18 protein-coding genes and 1 rRNA gene are annotated in these 17,809 nt (G+C 35.9%); 18 read left to right on the top strand and 1 reads right to left on the bottom strand.

Annotation, left to right across the window (positions count from 1 at the left end; translation table 11 throughout):
- Positions 1-38: 38 nt before the first annotated feature.
- Positions 39-1,554, bottom strand: a 16S ribosomal RNA gene (locus tag CGC47_RS10270).
- A gap of 871 nt (positions 1,555-2,425) precedes the next feature.
- Here CGC47_RS10270 and CGC47_RS10265 point away from each other — a divergent pair.
- The 18 genes from CGC47_RS10265 to CGC47_RS10175 all read left to right on the top strand — a co-directional run bounded on the left by CGC47_RS10265 (position 2,426) and on the right by CGC47_RS10175 (position 17,786).
- A complete protein-coding gene (locus CGC47_RS10265) occupies positions 2,426-2,998 on the top strand; it encodes a Crp/Fnr family transcriptional regulator (protein ID WP_041913514.1) in 573 nt (190 codons plus the stop codon).
- Positions 2,999-3,154: 156 nt separating this feature from the next.
- Entirely contained in the window at positions 3,155-4,054 is a 900-nt protein-coding gene (locus CGC47_RS10260; RefSeq protein ID WP_095900315.1) for a pirin family protein, read from the top strand.
- Positions 4,055-4,551: 497 nt separating this feature from the next.
- The gene (locus CGC47_RS10255) at positions 4,552-5,085 is read left to right on the top strand and encodes an NADPH-dependent FMN reductase (RefSeq protein ID WP_041999095.1); all 534 of its coding nucleotides are present in this window, start codon (positions 4,552-4,554) and stop codon (positions 5,083-5,085) included.
- Positions 5,085-5,402 (top strand): GNAT family N-acetyltransferase, encoded by a 318-nt coding sequence (locus CGC47_RS10250; RefSeq protein ID WP_041999098.1) that lies wholly within the window; start codon positions 5,085-5,087, stop codon positions 5,400-5,402. Before CGC47_RS10255 ends, CGC47_RS10250 begins: the two co-directional genes overlap by 1 nt.
- A 208-nt stretch (positions 5,403-5,610) precedes the next feature.
- Positions 5,611-6,024: a GxxExxY protein gene (locus CGC47_RS10245; protein WP_095900314.1), complete on the top strand. Its 414-nt coding sequence runs from the start codon at positions 5,611-5,613 to the stop codon at positions 6,022-6,024.
- A gap of 194 nt (positions 6,025-6,218) precedes the next feature.
- The gene (locus tag CGC47_RS10240; RefSeq protein ID WP_013996602.1) at positions 6,219-6,614 is read left to right on the top strand and encodes an OsmC family protein; all 396 of its coding nucleotides are present in this window, start codon (positions 6,219-6,221) and stop codon (positions 6,612-6,614) included.
- A gap of 381 nt (positions 6,615-6,995) precedes the next feature.
- Positions 6,996-7,712, top strand: a complete 717-nt coding sequence (locus tag CGC47_RS10235; protein WP_026193694.1) for a pirin family protein — start codon at positions 6,996-6,998, stop codon at positions 7,710-7,712.
- A gap of 15 nt (positions 7,713-7,727) precedes the next feature.
- Entirely contained in the window at positions 7,728-8,138 is a 411-nt protein-coding gene (locus CGC47_RS10230) for a DoxX family protein (RefSeq protein ID WP_041999106.1), read from the top strand.
- 107 nt (positions 8,139-8,245) lie between these two features.
- On the top strand, positions 8,246-9,067 hold the full coding sequence (locus tag CGC47_RS10225; protein WP_041999109.1) for an AraC family transcriptional regulator: 822 nt from the start codon (positions 8,246-8,248) through the stop codon (positions 9,065-9,067).
- A gap of 73 nt (positions 9,068-9,140) precedes the next feature.
- Positions 9,141-9,509 carry a VOC family protein gene (locus CGC47_RS10220; RefSeq protein ID WP_041999112.1) on the top strand — a complete coding sequence of 123 codons (369 nt, stop codon included), beginning with the start codon at positions 9,141-9,143 and terminating at the stop codon, positions 9,507-9,509.
- Between the two features lie 259 nt (positions 9,510-9,768).
- Positions 9,769-9,996, top strand: a complete 228-nt coding sequence (locus tag CGC47_RS10215) for a DUF6597 domain-containing transcriptional factor (protein WP_041999115.1) — start codon at positions 9,769-9,771, stop codon at positions 9,994-9,996.
- A gap of 33 nt (positions 9,997-10,029) precedes the next feature.
- Positions 10,030-10,767 carry a DUF6597 domain-containing transcriptional factor gene (locus CGC47_RS10210; protein WP_095900313.1) on the top strand — a complete coding sequence of 246 codons (738 nt, stop codon included), beginning with the start codon at positions 10,030-10,032 and terminating at the stop codon, positions 10,765-10,767.
- A 37-nt stretch (positions 10,768-10,804) separates the two neighbouring features.
- Positions 10,805-11,227: a VOC family protein gene (locus CGC47_RS10205; RefSeq protein ID WP_041999118.1), complete on the top strand. Its 423-nt coding sequence runs from the start codon at positions 10,805-10,807 to the stop codon at positions 11,225-11,227.
- Positions 11,228-11,229: 2 nt separating this feature from the next.
- Positions 11,230-11,583, top strand: coding sequence for an MmcQ/YjbR family DNA-binding protein (locus CGC47_RS10200; RefSeq protein ID WP_041999121.1), 354 nt, complete (start codon positions 11,230-11,232; stop codon positions 11,581-11,583).
- Positions 11,584-11,838: 255 nt separating this feature from the next.
- Entirely contained in the window at positions 11,839-12,399 is a 561-nt protein-coding gene (locus CGC47_RS10195) for a hypothetical protein (RefSeq protein ID WP_041999124.1), read from the top strand.
- A 298-nt stretch (positions 12,400-12,697) separates the two neighbouring features.
- On the top strand, positions 12,698-15,154 hold the full coding sequence (locus CGC47_RS10185; RefSeq protein WP_095900312.1) for a M1 family metallopeptidase: 2,457 nt from the start codon (positions 12,698-12,700) through the stop codon (positions 15,152-15,154).
- Between the two features lie 179 nt (positions 15,155-15,333).
- Complete coding sequence (locus CGC47_RS10180) at positions 15,334-16,893, top strand: ParB N-terminal domain-containing protein (RefSeq protein ID WP_041999129.1); 1,560 nt, start codon at positions 15,334-15,336, stop codon at positions 16,891-16,893.
- Complete coding sequence (locus CGC47_RS10175) at positions 16,890-17,786, top strand: DNA adenine methylase (RefSeq protein WP_169922920.1); 897 nt, start codon at positions 16,890-16,892, stop codon at positions 17,784-17,786. The genes CGC47_RS10180 and CGC47_RS10175 overlap by 4 nt, the downstream gene beginning before the upstream one ends.
- The last annotated feature ends 23 nt before the right edge of the window (positions 17,787-17,809 follow it).

Below are 17,809 nucleotides of genomic sequence, written 5' to 3'. Positions count from 1 at the left end.
AATACCCTACAATTACTCCCATAAAGGTATTTCTCTAGAAAGGAGGTGTTCCAGCCGCACCTTCCGGTACGGCTACCTTGTTACGACTTAGCCCCAGTCACTAGTTTTACCCTAGGCAGCTCCTTGCGGCAACCGACTTCAGGTACCCCCAGCTTCCATGGCTTGACGGGCGGTGTGTACAAGGCCCGGGAACGTATTCACCGGATCATGGCTGATATCCGATTACTAGCGATTCCAGCTTCACGGAGTCGAGTTGCAGACTCCGATCCGAACTGTGACCGGCTTTATAGATTCGCTCCTGCTCACGCAGTGGCTGCTCGCTGTACCGGCCATTGTAGCACGTGTGTAGCCCAAGATGTAAGGGCCGTGATGATTTGACGTCATCCCCACCTTCCTCACGGTTTGCACCGGCAGTCCCGTTAGAGTGCTCGACTTGACTCGCTAGCAACTAACAGCAGGGGTTGCGCTCGTTATAGGACTTAACCTGACACCTCACGGCACGAGCTGACGACAACCATGCAGCACCTTGAAAAACGTCCGAAGAAATATCTATCTCTAGATACGTCGTTTCCCATTTAAACCTTGGTAAGGTTCCTCGCGTATCATCGAATTAAACCACATGCTCCACCGCTTGTGCGGGCCCCCGTCAATTCCTTTGAGTTTCACACTTGCGTGCGTACTCCCCAGGTGGGATACTTATCACTTTCGCTTAGCCACTCAAAATTACTTCCAAACAGCTAGTATCCATCGTTTACAGCGTGGACTACCAGGGTATCTAATCCTGTTCGCTCCCCACGCTTTCGTCCATCAGCGTCAATAATTTGTTAGTAACATGCCTTCGCAATCGGTGTTCTGTGTAATATCTATGCATTTCACCGCTACACTACACATTCCAGCTACTTCACAAACATTCAAGACCTACAGTTTCAAAGGCAGTTACTCAGTTGAGCTCAGTGCTTTCACCTCTGACTTATAAGCCCGCCTACGGACCCTTTAAACCCAATGATTCCGGATAACGCTCGCATCCTCCGTATTACCGCGGCTGCTGGCACGGAGTTAGCCGATGCTTATTCATACAGTACCGTCATCAATCTACTCGTAGACCTTATTCTTCCTGTATAAAAGCAGTTTACAACCCATAAGGCCGTCATCCTGCACGCGGCATGGCTGGATCAGTCTTCCGACCATTGTCCAATATTCCTCACTGCTGCCTCCCGTAGGAGTCTGGTCCGTGTCTCAGTACCAGTGTGGGGGACCTCCCTCTCAGGACCCCTACCCATCGTAGCCTTGGTATGCCGTTACCACACCAACTAGCTAATGGGACGCGTACTCATCTTTTGCCACCAGAGCTTTAATTATTCAGTGATGCCACCAAACAATACTATAAGGTATTAATCCAAATTTCTTCGGGCTATCCCTTAGCAAAAGGTAGATTGTACACGTGTTACGCACCCGTGCGCCGGTCTCAAGTGCCGAAGCACTCTACCCCTCGACTTGCATGTGTTAGGCCTGCCGCTAGCGTTCATCCTGAGCCAGGATCAAACTCTTCATCGTTAAAAATCTTTAATATCGCAACCTTTAACAAAAAAGTAATCGACTCTTAGGATAATTCTTTAAATCTTATTCTTGTGCTGTCAACAATATTTTCAATGAACTTCTCATTTCTTTTTTTCGCTCTCTAGCCTTACGCTTTCAAAAGCGAGGGCAAAGATAAAAACTTTTTCTTTACCAACAAAACTTTTTAAAGTTTTTTTTCAAAATATTTTTTTTGAACTTTTTCGCTTTATTACTAATCACTAATCTCTATTAACTAACGACTTTCTCAAAGCGGGTGCAAAAGTAATACTTTTTATTTAATCACCAAAACTTTTTAAAGTTTTTTTTTCAAAATATTTTTTGAGCTTTTCGCTTTTCATCTATTCACTAATCTCTATCAACTAATGACCTCCTCAAAAGCGGGTGCAAAAGTAATACCTTTTATTTAATCACCAAACTTTTTTAAAGTTTTTTCTAAAATATTTTTTATTAAACAAAATAAAATAATGAAAAACAAAAAGTTAAACCCAAAAAAACAATTCTGTCAAAATAATTCAAAAACAAATCCTTCCCCACAATAACAACAAAAGACTACTCATTCAAGTAGCCCCCTATACCTATATATACCTAATAAATAACATTACATATTCCCATTTGCAAAACTCAAAGACAAAAATACTTTCGCAACCTCATTTTCATCCTTTGTCTTCATCCTTATATTCTTTTACTTCTTAGTTTGACTCATATAATTGTTTGATAAATTTGTTAATAGAGTCCTTATAGTAACATCTTTCTTCGTCAAAAGAAAACATTTTATTGTGGTGGAAAATTTACCTTAGAAAATTTCTAACCAAATTTGTATTATCTTTACCTCCAAAATTGACAGGCAATGATGGTTAGTGAATATTTTTCAAAACTGGTGGAGCTCTCTACGGAGGAAAAAAATTTAATAGATAACAGCTTTGAACTGAAATCTTTTTCCAAAGGAGATTTTCCTTTGCGTTCGGGAGAGGTTTGTGAGTCTGAGTTTTTTGTAAAACAGGGCTGTCTTAAAAATTATTATATCGACTTTCAAGGCAATGAAATTATCTTGTCGTTTGCCATAGAGCATTGGTGGATTGGTGATTTTGAAAGTTTCAATCGTCGTACCCCGAGTAAAATGTTTGTAGAGGCTTTAGAAGATAGCGAAGTGTACACCATTTCCTACAACAAAAAACAACAGCTCCTCAAAGATATTCCGCAATTGGAACGAGCCTATCGCATACTTTTAGAACGACATCTGCAAAATTATCAGGAGCGAATTTATTCTGTATTGGCACTCTCCGCACAAGAACGCTACGAACGATTTTTAGAAAAATACGCCAAATTGGTACAATGCGTTCCGCAGTATTCCATCGCTTCCTTTTTGGGCGTAACTCCTGAAACGCTAAGCCGTATAAGAGCTAAACAAGCTAAGAAATAGAAAAATTCGTAGAAATAAGAACCACATAGAAATATAGGAAAAAATCTATGTTTCTATGTGGTTTAAAAATATAATTTCCGTTATTGTCCTATGTCAATGGTTGGGAATGAAAAATACGCTACTTTTGCATCATAGAACGATTAAAATCAAAAAAATATGTCAAACGTCGGAATTATATTAGAAGAAAAAGCAGCAGATATCGGCAACTTTTTGGTAGGAAGATTACTTCCTTTTCGCGAAAAACGAGCAGTAGGACCTTTCGTGTTCATCGACCATATGGGACCTGCCGACCTGAAAGATTATCAGAATTTGGATGTGGCACCGCATCCGCATATTGGGCTTTCTACGCTCACTTATTTGTTCGAGGGGTCTATTTTTCACAGAGATAGCATCGGTTCGCAAATGGAAATTCAGCCTGGAGCGGTCAATTGGATGACGGCAGGAAAAGGCGTAGTGCATTCCGAAAGAACACCTGATTACCTAAGAAATACGGAGAAAAAACTACACGGACTCCAAATTTGGGTGGCTCTACCGAAACATTTGGAAGATTGCGATCCAAGTTTTCATCACATCGAAGCGGAGGAGCTTCCGCATTGGGAGGAAAATGGCGTACAGGTAAAACTGGTTGCTGGAGAGGCTTTTGGGAAAAAATCGCCCGTCCCTGTACATAGCCCGTTGTTTTTCATTGAACTGAAAGCCAAGGAGAAAACAAAACTCCACATCGGCGAAGACCTCTATGGAGAAGCGGCAATGTATGTACTGGAAGGCACAGTGAACATTGAGGGGAACGACTATGGCTCTAAACAATTGTTGGTGGCTAAAAACAGTAAGTTATGCGAGTTTGAGATGAGTGAAAATTCGGTGGTGTATATTTTCGGTGGAGAGCCTTTTCCTGAAGAACGATTTATGTTTTGGAATTTCGTAAGCTCCGACAAAGAAAAAATAGAAAAAGCCAAACAAAACTGGAAAGAACAAAACCACGAAGCCTTCCCAAAAGTCATTGACGATGAAGACGATTTCGTGCCACTGCCTACTTATCCGTTGAAAAGCAAATAATTTTAATTAAAAACCGTCCTGAATAGGATGGTTTTTTGATTTTTTGGTGCATTTTATAATATTTAAGTTTTTTTGGTAAGGGAGTATATTTATTTTTGCAAAATCTATACACAAATCTATTATTCAGTAGGTAATGGTTTCGAAGTTATGAAAGTTTTTTTAATTTATTAATAAAAAATATATTATAATATGAAGAGAAATCATTGGATTATACATCAGGATTTATACATTCGTAAATAGTACTCCAATAATCGACCAACAAAGGATTGATAAAATGGAAAAAGTAATTGAGCCGAATGAGGTAAAAATATTCGGGTATTGAACATAATTTGATAATTCACATCCATTTTTCTTAAAACTTACGCCCATTTTTATATTCGTTAACAAGCTTTTGAAATTTGTATATCATATTGCTAAAGAACTTTCTTGACCCATATCAATGAAAAATCTAACGAAAAGAAGTACCTTTACACCCTGAAAAATTTAATATTAAAACAATGAAAATAGTAGCTTTTGCAGGAAGTACATCTTCTACTTCCATCAACAAAAAATTAGTAGAACACACCCTAACGCATTTCGGGGAAAGCGACATCAACTTGTTGGATTTGAACGACTATTCTATGCCGATTTACTCTTCCGATGAGGAGAAAAAAGGAACTCCGGAACAGGCACATAAATTTTTGCAGTGTATAGAAGAAGCTGATGCCATCGTTTGCTCGTTTGCAGAGCATAATTCAAATTTTGCCACGGCTTTCAAAAATGTTTTCGATTGGGCTTCGCGTATCAATAAGAGCGTTTTCCAAGATAAACCAATGCTGATTATGGCAACTTCACCGGGCGGATACGGCGGAAAAAATGTTTTAGATGTAGCTCAAAAAACGCTTCCTCACTACGGCGGAAATATCAAAGGGGTATTCTCTTTGCCGAAGTTCGGACAGAATTTCGATGCCAATGAAGGAATTACCAATCCTGAATTGAAACAAGAGCATATCAACACGATAGAAAACTTTAAACAACAAATCTCACAATAGTGAAACCCGAATTAGAACATTTACCACTGGTGAAAAACGATGAAAAAAATCGTTTTGAACTCGAAAACAACGGTCATCTTGCCTTTATCGATTTTGAGGAAAGAGATAGTTTCATTGCCCTGACACACACCGAAGTGGCAGCGGAATTGGCAGGAACGGGAACAGCTGCAGCATTGGTAGAAAAAACGCTACACTACATCGAAGAAAGCGGAAAACAACTGATGCCGTATTGCCCGTATGTGTTTGCATTCATCCAAAAACATCCCGAATGGAAACGCATCGTAAGTCCGAAATTCCCCGCTTACGATAAATTGTAGAAATAAATAAACCACATAGGTACATAGAAAAAAATAAAATCCTATGTTTTCTATGTGGTTCAAACCTTAAAAAAAACAACCTCATAAGTATAAAGTAATCTCTATGCCTATGCGGTTTGACCTAAAATCTAAACCAATCTCATAAGTACGTAATAATCTATGTTTCTATGTGGTTTAAGAAAAAATGAATTAGGTATTTAAAAAACATATGACGATTACCAAAACATATTTGGATAGTTTGACTTACGAAATTATCGGAAGTGCGATAGAAGTTCACAAAATAATGGGAAGCGGACTACTCGAAAGTGTGTATCATCAATGTATGCGTGAAGAACTGAAAATTAGGGGTATTGATTTTCTAACCGAAATGCGTATCCCTATTATTTATAAAGAAAAGTATTTGGATATAGATTTTCGGTGTGATTTATTAGTGAATCAATCAATTGTAGTAGAGTTGAAAGCCGTACAGGAGCTACTGCCTATACACGAAGCTCAATTGCTCACTTATATGAAATTGCTGAAATGTCCGAAAGGAATTTTAATAAATTTCAATTGTTCAAATATTTTTAAAGAAGGACAAAAAACATTCGTTAATGAATATTTTAGTCGATTACCAAGATAGCAAATAGTAGAAATGTAATAGGTACATAGAAAAAAATTAAAATCCTACGTTTTCTATGTGGTTCAAACCTTTAAAAAACAACCTCATAAGTATAAAGTAATCTCTATGCCTATGCGGTTTAACTTAAAATATAAACCAATCGCATAAGTACATAAAATAATCTATGTTTCTATGTGGTTCAAAATCTTAGAAAAATGAAAGCAAGTGTAAAAGCAACATTAGGAAAAACCAATTTCTATACGGAAATTGTAGCAGGCGAAAATAAGATAATTACCGACGAACCTGTAAGTTTGGGCGGACAAAACAAGGGTTTTAATCCGCTGGAAGTATTGGCGAGTTCATTGGCAAGTTGCACGGCTGCCACTTTGAAAATGTACATAGACCGCAAGGAATGGGAAGTGGAAAGCATTGAAATAGATGTAGATATAGAAAACAACACCACCGAACGCCAAGCGGTATTTACCCGAAAAATACATTTCAATGGCAATCTGGACGAAAAACAAATCGAAAGACTGCACAAAGTAGCAGAATCTTGCCCAATACACAAGCTACTTACCAATCAGATAGAAATACAAACCGAAATCGTATAAGTTTAGGTTTTCGTAAAGTTTATAAATTTAAAAGTCGGTCAAAAACCGACTTTTTTGTTTTTAAAACACCCCCTTGCATATAATCAATAAAACTTCTACATTTGCCTTGTTTATACAGATTTTGTTCTTTTAGATTGAATAAGTAATTGTTTATATTTCAACATATTAGAATACTGAGGGAATAAGTTATTTCAGAAGATATTCTTTCTTGATTTATATCAATGCTTGGCGGTGGATGTCCGTAGTATCTTTGCATCATCAATAACGAAGTATTAAAAAATTAAATCGATGCGAAAAATTTTACTATTTTTAAGTGTAGCTCTTTTGAGCAGTTACAGTTTCGGACAAAAAACAAAATCAAACAATAAAAACAACAAACAAATGAAAGCAGTTTATCATAAAGCAGACAGCAGAGGACACGCAAACCACGGATGGTTAAACAGTTATCACACTTTTAGCTTTGCAGAATATTACAATCCACAGAGAATGAACTTCGGTGTTCTTCGTGTATTAAATGACGATACCGTAAAAGGTGGAATGGGCTTCGGAACGCACCCACACCGTGATATGGAAATCATCAGTATTCCTTTGGAGGGCGACCTAAAACACGGCGATAGTATGGGTAATGAAGGTATCATCCGCAAAGGAGAAATCCAAGTGATGAGTGCCGGAACGGGAATCATGCACAGCGAAATGAACGGCAATCAAGGTGAAACTGTGAAATTCTTGCAAATTTGGGTTTTGCCTCGCCAAAGAGGAGTTAAACCTCGTTACGATCAAATCAATATCGAAAAAGATAAGAAAATCAACGATTTCCAACAAATTTTATCGCCTAACCCTGATGATGCAGGCGTATGGATTCACCAAGATGCGTGGTTCAATATGGCGAACTTTACCTCTGGAAACTCAAAAACATACAAACTAAACAAAGAAGGTAACGGAGTATATGTATTCGTTATCAAAGGGAAAGCAAAAATAGGCGACCAAGTATTAGACCAAAGAGATGGTTACGGAATTTATGATACTTCGGAATTTAATTTACAAGCTCTTGAAGATTCACAAGTTCTGTTGATGGAAGTGCCAATGCAATTGCCATAAAAAAATTAAAGTACAATGAACATATTTCAAAACAAAGATTTAGGACTTTTAATTCTTCGTCTGTCCGTAGGATTGCTAATGATTCCACACGGAATTCATAAATTACTGAACTCAGGAGCGTTGGGGTACATTCAGTCGCTTTTGGAAGCCAAAGGATTACCGGCATTTATCAGCTATGGTGTTTTTGTGGGAGAAATTATTGCACCGCTACTCATCGTAATTGGTTTCCGTACACGTATCTCGGCTTTGGTATTGGCAGCCACAGGTTTAATGATTCTGTTCTTAGGATACGACAACCTTTTTGCCCTCACGCAGCACGGCGGTTGGGTAGCAGAACTTGCAGGATTGTTCCTCTTCGGAGCCTTGGCATTAGCTTTTACGGGCGGTGGAAAATACGCTCTATCCACGAATAATCAGTGGGATTAAAAATAAATAAAATCAGAATTATAAACGCTCCATAATTGGAGCGTTTTTTGAATAATTTTATTGTATTTTGAAAAACATTGTACTTTTGTGAGAAAAACACTCCAACAATGAATTACCAAACTTTTGCTCCTCATAAAGATTTATCCGATTTTATAAAATGTTATTGGACGTTGGAAGTCCCCGCAGAGCCTAATCCCGAAAAGCAACGAGCCATTGCCGATGGATATATTGAAATGATTTTTCATCTTGCTGAAGACGTAAAATCTTATACTGATGAACAAGGTTATACGCTCCAACCTCGTGCAATGATATTGGGACATACTATAAAGCCCTTTTTCTTCGAGCCTACAGGAAATGTAGATACTTTTGCTGTGAAATTTTTCCCCTACGGATTTGCTAATATTATTCAATGTCCTCTGAAAGATTTAACAGATAAAGTGTTGCCTTTACATCAGATTTTCGACAAAAATTTCTCCCAAAAAGCAACACTACAAATCAACCAAGCGACCAATACTCAACAGCGAATATCCGTCATTGAAAGTCTTCTTTTCGAGATGCTTAGCCAAAAGAAAATTTCCGATTGTATTGTAAAAAATACGATTGATATGCTCTTTGCTACAAAAGGCAATAGTTCCGTTAGTTCACTATTGAAAGAAACCCCAAACTACCAACGTCAATTACAACGTAAGTTTTCACAAAAAATCGGGCTTACTCCCAAGCAGTTAGGAAAAATCATCAGACTACAAACCGCCTTGCGAATGCTTCTTAACAATCCCACTGACAAACTTTATCATATTGCTTACGATGCCGATTACTACGACCAAGCCCATTTTATTCGTGATTTTAAAGAATTCACAGGGATTTGTCCAAAAACTTTTTGGAAAGATACCTCGATGGAAGTTGCCTCATTGATGTATGCTAAGGAATAATTGTCGCATTTGTACAATTTTAATAATGACAAACCCGCTAATTTTGCATTCGAAATAATAAAAATTAGCATTTATGAAGAATTTAATTTCAATAGTAGAAATTCCAACAACAGATTTTTCTCGGGCAGTAACTTTTTACAAAGCACTTTTAAATATTGATATTGAGGAAATTGATATGGACGGAACCCAAATGGGAGTGTTGTTGAGTGAAAATGAAGGTGTAAATGTCAGTTTAATAAAAGACGAAAATGTACAGCCTTCCATCAATGGTACAATGGTTTATTTCAATGCCGAAACTGACTTACAACCTATTTTAGATAAGGTGGAACCCAATGGTGGAAAAATTATATTACCCAAAACAGAAATCAGCCCCGAAATGGGATTTTTTGCTCTGTTTTCAGATACTGAGGGAAATAAAATCGGATTACATTCTCAACAATAGTTGTTACTTCTATAAAATCACGATGATGGTTTTGAAAAATTATAACCAAACAATAGAGGGTATTTTTCAAATAATTTAGGATTAACATCTAAACTACAAAAAAATGGCACAATCAAGGAACAACATCGTAACCCACGGATTAACTTAAAACATACATAGTAAAAAGACACAAAAAACGCTCCTTAGTTGGGGCGTTTTGTGAATAATTCTAATCGTATTTTGAAAAACATTGTACTTTTGTGGGAAAAACACTCTAACAATGAATTACCAAACTTTTGCTCCTCATAAAGATTTATCTGATTTTATAAAATGTTATTGGACGTTGGAAGTCCCCGCAGAGCCTAATCCCAAAAAGCAACAAGCCTTTGTTGACGGATATGTTGAAAGTGGTATCACTGATGTATGCGAAAGAATGAAAACATTATCTATAAAACTGATTTTCAAACCCAAGAAACAATTAATAATAACGGAAAAGCTACTTTTATAAGTTGAATCTAAGCCATTTTATAACACCACAGTAATGAAATACAGAGAAATTAAACCGAATGGATTTTTGAACAACTTTGTGCAATGTTTTTGGTATTACGAAACTACTAACACAGCATTACAACACACCATTTTACCTGACGGCTACTTTGACTTAATTGCAGAGTTTGAAAACGAAACATTGACAACTGTTAAACTCACAGGAATTTGGACAAAACCAAAAGATATACAAATCTCTAAAAACACTAAATTTTTTGCGATTAGGTTTAAACTCTTAGCCATTGAATATATCTTCCAAAAAGAGATCAAATCAATTTTAGATTCAATCGTAAATTTACCTTTTTCATTTTGGAGCATTGACAAATATAAAACTGATGAATTTGAAAAATTTACTTATGAAATCTCGAATAATTTAGAGACCTCAATAAAGCATTTAAAGCAAATTGACAGTAGAAAATTAAAACTGTTCGACTTCGTTTATGAACAAAAAATTAAAACAGTTGCCGAAATTTCAAACAAAGTTTTTTGGAGTAGCCGACAAATAAACAGGTATTTTCAAACACGATTTGGAATTACTCTAAAAGAGTTTTTAAACATTGTGCGTTGCAACGCTACATACGAAGAAATTTCAAACGGCAATCTAAATCCAAATCCTGATTATTTTGACCAAGCTCATTTCATAAAAGAAATTAAGAAATATACTGGCGTAACTCCAAAAGAATTAAACCAAAATAAAAACGACCGATTTTTACAATTATCAAAGATGGATTGAAAGTAATTTTGTGACCTAATTTTAAATTCAAATAAAAATGAAAATTAGCAAACTTTCACCAAACTTTGAAGTATCCGACATCAAAAAAACGGTTGCTTTTTATGCAGAAAATTTCGGTTTTAACCTCATTATGGCAGTTCCCGAAACACAAGACAGAATTGAACAAACTTTTGCAAAAAACAAAGAATATGTTTACGCAATGATGCAAAAAGACAATGTAGAATTTATGTTTCAACGCTCAGACACATTTAAAAATGATGTTGTTTTTGCAAAAGGACAGACTATTGGAGCAACTGTTTCATTTTATATGGAAGTAGAAGGCATACAAGAATTCTATCAAGACCTGAAAAGTAAAAATATTGAATTAACCGAACTAAAAACGACTTGGTACGGAATGCAAGAGTTTTATGTAAAAGACTTAAACGGTTATATTCTTGGATTTGCGGAAAAAGCTGAATAATTATGAATATAGAAGAAGTAAGAAACTTTTGTTTGTCGTTAAAAGGAGCAGAAGAAAAAATGCCTTTTGACGATAAAACACTGGTATTTTCGGTAAAAGGAAAAATGTTTTGTGCCACTGACATTGAAACTTTTGAGTTTCTAAACTTAAAATGCGACCCAGAAGAAGCGATAACTTTAAGAGAAAAATATAGTGAGGTTACACCAGGTTACTATATGAACAAAAAACTTTGGAACAGCGTAAAAACGACAGGAAAAATTACCGACAAACAAATGAAAGAATGGATATTAAACTCTTATCATTTAGTTGTTGCTGGACTTCCAAAGAAAACACAAAAAGAACTGACCGAAGAATAAAAACGGCAGATAACATCGTTTTTGCAAAACCCAGCGAAGTGGTTCGGCGTAGCCAAACGCAAGAGAAGCCTAAGCGCACAATCCAATAAAAAGCCCCAATGATATAAGGAAGTTCAATAAATTTTAAATGCAAGACCACGCAAAAGATTTATTTTTTAGTCCAAAAGAGATATATTTGAAAACTATCAATAATAACGGAAAGTTGCTTTTACAAGTTGAATCTAAGAAACTATATTAATAACTAATATCAAAAAAATGGCACAATCAAAGAACAACATCGTAACCCACGGATTGAGTGGAAAAGTGGGAGATATTTTAGTCTTCTCGCAACGAAACGGAAAAACCATTGTTTCCAAAGCTCCCAAACGCAAAGCAGAATTTTCAGACAAACAAAAAGAGCATCATCAAAAATTCCAAAAAGCGGTCATTTACGCCAAAGGAGCATTGCAAAACCCTACCACCAAACAAATGTATGATGAGGCAGCCGCCAAAAAAGAAGGCTTAAATAGCTACAACATCGCCGTTGCCGACCTGATGAACGCTCCAAAAATTGAACAAATTGACCTTTCAGCATATACAGGGCAGGTGGGCGACCTTATCAAAATCAAGGCTTATGATGATTTTGCAGTAAAAGCAGTAACCGTTGAAATTCAAAATTCCGAAGGAACATTAGTCGAAAAAGGAAACGCTATTGACAATGGTTTGGAATGGATTTACACCGCAACGGTCAACAATCCCAATCTTTCAGGCGATAAAATTATCGTCCGTGCTACTGATAACCCTGACAATCTAACTGAAAAAGAAGTCCAGCTATAAATTTTTCAAACTACAAAAGAGATAGAGAAACGATAGAGACAGGATAGAGCCATAACCAAAAGATACACAAAAACGCCCTTATCAAGGAGCGTTTTTCTTTTTTAAACAATTCACACAAAACCAAATATTTTTAAGATTTAGCATAACTATAATAGGTACAAACACTTCTTCCCTGCTCAACAAGAAAAATTTCGTGTCAGTCTGAGCGAACTCGAAGACTCTTATCTCAGTAATTTTAAATTCAAAAATCGTATCCCACTTCAAAAAACCTTGTATTTTTGCACCAAAAAAGGATAATATGAAATACATACTTTTTGCCATTGCTTTATGGGGTGGAACTTGCCTTTACGCCCAAACCGATACTTCGGGGAGAACCCTTCACCGAGCGACTTCCGAAATGAAAACCAAACTCCAACATACCAAACTCAAAGTAGGCTTTAACTTTGAGAATCAAACCCTAAATGGTGAAGAATGGCTCACGGCTTCGCCTTATTTTTATGCTACCGATAGCCTAATTTTAGATGCCAAGTCGATGCTCATCCACGAGGTAAAACTCAATGACCAACCGCTGAAATATGCCTATGAAAACGATTTTCTGAAAATAAAATTGGATAAAATCTATCAGAAAAACGAAAACTACACCGTGTACATTCGCTATACGGCACAGCCTGAAAAAGTCATTGAAAAAGAGGGGGCAAGAAGTGATGCCAAAGGCTTGTATTTCATCAATCCGAAAGGAGAAATTCCTGATGTGCCTACCCAAATTTGGACGCAGGGCGAAACCGAATCTTCATCGTGCTGGTTTCCCACTATCGATAAGCCCAACCAAAAAACCACGCAGGAAATTTATATGACTGTTCCCGATAAATTCGTAACGCTGTCCAACGGGATTTTAAAATCTTCCGTAAAAGAAGCCAATCACCTACGCACAGACCATTGGGTGATGGATAAACCTCACGCTCCGTACCTCTTCTTTATGGGTGTGGGCGATTTTGCCGTAGTGAAAGACACACCGTGGCGAGGCACTATTCCCGTAGATTATTATGTGGAAAAAGAATACGAATCGGTGGCAAAGAAAATCTTTGGTCACACGGCGGAAATGATGGAGTTTTACTCTAAAAAATTCGGATACGATTTTCCTTGGCAGAAATACGCTCAAATGGTAGTTCGCGATTTTGTGGCAGGGGCAATGGAAAATACCACAGCGGTAAGTCACGCTGAGTCTGCTCATCAGTCGAGCGAAGTTTTGGCAGACGAAAACTATTGGGAAGCCATCATCGCTCACGAAATGGGGCATCATTGGTTTGGCGATTTGGTAACCACCGAAAGCTGGGCAAACCTCACCATCAATGAATCTTTTGCCAATTATTCCGAATATCTTTGGTACGAATACAAATACGGAAAAGATGCTGCCGACTATCACCTCAACAATAAAGTGGGACAATACCGCCACCGCTCAACGGATTTTCTGAAAAATTTGGTGCGTTTTGGGTACGATGACAAGGAAGATATGTTTGATTTGGTTTCGTACAACAAAGGCGGTGCGATTCTGCATATGCTTCGCGATTATTTGGGCGATGAGGCTTTTTTTCAAGGGATTACAGACTTCCTAAAAACTTATGAATTCGGCACAGGAGAAGCCCATCAGCTAAGACTTTCCTTTGAAAAAGTCAGTGGAAAAGACCTCAATTGGTTTTTCAATCAGTGGTTTTTCTCTCACGGGCATCCTTTCGTGGCTGTGGAAAAAAATTACGATGCAAAAACTCAGAAAGTTCATTTGAAAATCATTCAAAATCAGGAAGAAGATGTGCTTTTTGAGTTTCCTTTGGAAGTGGATATTTATGAAAACGGGAATTACCACCGACACCAAGTTTGGGTAAAAGCTCAAAAGGAAAACGAATTTTATTTCTCGGCGAAGAAAAACCCTAATTTGGTGAATGTCAATCCGAGAGGTGTTCTTATTTGGGTGGAAGCATCGTACAAAACCCCTGCTGAATACGCCTTTCAGTACCAACACGCCAAAGATTTCAAAAGCAGATGGCAAGCAGTAGAATTTGCAGAAGAAAATCAGGATAATCCATTGCTAATGAAAGCGATAAAAGACCCTTTCTATCAAGTTCGAATTAAAGCATTGAATGCTTTGGCAGGTCAGAAATTGAGCAAAAAAGAATTTGCAGAGATAGAAAAAATTGCCAAAACCGACCCTAAAAATTTGGTAAAATCGGCAGCAATGTGGACTTTGGCAGCAACCCAAAACCGAAAATATTTACCTGTTTTCGAAAACGCTTTGGGCGTACATTCGGCAGCCATACAAAATGCAGCACTCAACGGTATCGGCAAAATAGACCCTACACGAGCTAAAAACTTCCTATTAAAATCCGCTCCCGAAAATTTCACTTCAGACCAATTGGTTTGGGTATTTTCCGTAATCGTGGACAACAAAATGGAGAAATATTTACCAAAAGTGCTTCCGTACATTATTTATTATCCGTTCATAGAAAAGGACAACCCGAAACAAGCCGAAATTTTCCGCAAGGGCTACCTATGGGCAATGAGTTTAGACGATAAGGCTTTGGTAGAAATCATTGCCAAATCTTTCAGAGCGGCGGCTCCGTATTCCGACAAAGGTTCAGAAGCCAACAAAGCCACTATCAGAGTTTTAGACGAGGGCATCGCCGCCAAACGAAAACTCTCCCCAACCGCCTCCGTGCAACAACAGATACAGCTATTAGAAGAAGTAAAAGCCTTGTTTTAATCGGGAACTTCCTTTAGTAAAGGGATTTTGAAACAGGTTTAAAGAGATTTTGACAAGAGGTATAACTACAATTAAATATTTTTAGTCAGAAGTATTTGACATACAGAAAATTATTATAATTTTGTGGCTGGTATCGTGTTTTTTGAACTAACTCAACAAAAATTTATAAAATATAAATTATGTATCAAGATTATTCTAACTGGGAAACATTCGAATATAAATTAAGTTCTTTAAATCTTGATTTACAAAATCCTAGAATTAATTATTACGGAAAATCTCTAAACCAAAACCAGATTATGAAGTTTCTTATAGAAAATGAAGGAGTTTATGAATTGGCTAAAAAGATTTCAGAGGAAGGTTATTATGTCGGAGAAGACCCAATAATATGTATAGAGGGGGATAAGAAAATTGTGCTAGAAGGAAATAGAAGGGTGGCTGCGTTGAAGCTTTTGCAAAATCCTAAAAAATATTTACCAGAAACAAAAGCAAATATTTTATTAAAAAATATCTCAGATAATAATTTTTCAGTTAATTCAAAAAAATGTTATATTGCTCCCAATAGAATTTTGGCTAACCCAATTATTTATAGCCGACATAGAGGAGAAACTTTGAAAAAATGGAAGACAGGAAATCAATATTCCTTTGTCGCAGATATGTATTACACAGGTGGATTAAGTTTAAATGACATATGCGAGTTGTTAAATGAGACACCTAGTAGGGTTAAAAAATATTTGAAAGCATATAATTTATTTTTTGAGGCTCAACAATTATATTTAGAAGAAAATGGAGAGTTTATAGAGATTTCAAATTTTGATATAACTAACCTTGAAAGATTTTATGACTATAAAGAAGGCCAAGAATTTTTAGGTATAGATTTTTCGGAAGAAGATGGAAGTTTGAATATTAAAATTCCTGTTGAAGAGTTTAATAAGAGACTATTATATATTTTTGAAGAGTTATTAACTAGTGCTGGTTTTTCAAGAGAATTTAACAATGAAAGTCAAAAAAAGGAATATATAGAAAGTTTAAGACAAAATCCTTTATTTGATTTTGGGGTAGGTAATAATCAAAACACAAAAAAAGGTAAAACATCCGAGAATAGAAAAAACTTGGAGGAAGAAAAAAAGAAAACCAACCCAAGACGAAAAACTAGAACAAGCTCCAATACACCAAAACGCATTATTCCTCGTGATTGCTATATTTATTTTGAAAATGAAAAATTGAATTCATTGTTTTATGAATTAAAATCTTTGCCAATTGAAAGAGAATATTCTTTTGCTATTTTATTAAGAACATATTTAGAGCAAGTTCTATACCATTACATCGAAAAAAAGAATTTAACTGAAGATTTTCAGAGAAAAATAATCGAAGAAAGAAGAAAAAATACAGAAGCAAAAATTAATACTCTTACCAAATATTTAAAAGGCACATACGGCATAAATGAAGAAATAGATACTAAAAAAATAATGGAAATACTCAAATTTAATGATAATAAGGAGTATATAAACAATAGCTTAAAAACAATGTTAGATTATATAAAAAAACAACATTTAGCAAAACTGATTTGTGATACTAGTAAATTAAAAAGTATCAGTGACTATCTTGAAAATGTAAAACAAGGCTTAGATTTAGCTGTACACAACATTGATTACATTATTGATTTTAATGTAAATAAAAGAGCTTGGAATACTCTGGAACCGTTATTTGTATCTCTTTCTGATAATTTAAATAATGAATGATGCATTATTCACCTTTGAGATATCCTGGCGGAAAAAATAAGCTGTCCGCATTTATAGCAAAAATCTGTATCGATAATGATATTAATGGGCATTATGTGGAACCCTATTCGGGTGGTGCCTCGGTGGCTCTATTCTTATTAATGGAAGGATATGTATCCAAAATAACAATCAATGATAAAGATAGGTCAATATATGCATTTTGGCATTCTGTTTTGAATAATACAGAACAGTTTTGCCATTTAATTGAACAAGCGGAATTCTCCATCGAAGAATGGAGAAAACAGAAATCTATTCAGAGTAGAAAAGAAAAAGCCGATTTATTAGAACTAGGTTTTTCTACTTTTTATTTAAACAGAACCAATAGATCTGGGATAATTAATGCAGGAGTCATAGGAGGAATAAGGCAAAACGGAAACTACCTTATGGATTGTAGGTTTAATAAAGTTGATCTTATTAATCGAGTGAAAAAGATTGCAAAAAGGAAAAAAAATATTCGCCTGTATAATGAAGATGCTGTAAATCTCATCGATAAAATTCAGAAAGAAACTAAAGATAATAATACTATATTTTATTTTGACCCTCCTTATTACTTAAAAGCCAGTACATTGTATATGAATCATTATCAATATGGAGATCACAAACAAGTAAGTGAAAAAATAAAAAATATTCAAAATATACATTGGATTGTTTCTTACGATAATGTACCTGAGATTAAAGAGCTTTATAAAGAATTTTCAAAAAAAGAATACTCATTTAAGCACACTGCATATGATTCTAGGGATGGAAAGGAAATTTTATTTTTTTCCAACAAACTGAAACAGCCACAAGAAGAAGATTGGAATCCTTTAAATTATAAATTGTTCAATAAGAAAATAATGTATAAGGAAAAATAAAAATAAATCCAAATTAAGAACAG

This window comes from Capnocytophaga canimorsus (assembly GCF_002302565.1).
In the GTDB taxonomy this organism is placed as follows: Bacteria; Bacteroidota; Bacteroidia; order Flavobacteriales; family Flavobacteriaceae; genus Capnocytophaga; species Capnocytophaga canimorsus.
Note: the sequence above shows the minus strand (reverse complement) of the source record. Positions and strands in the feature narration are given on the sequence as shown.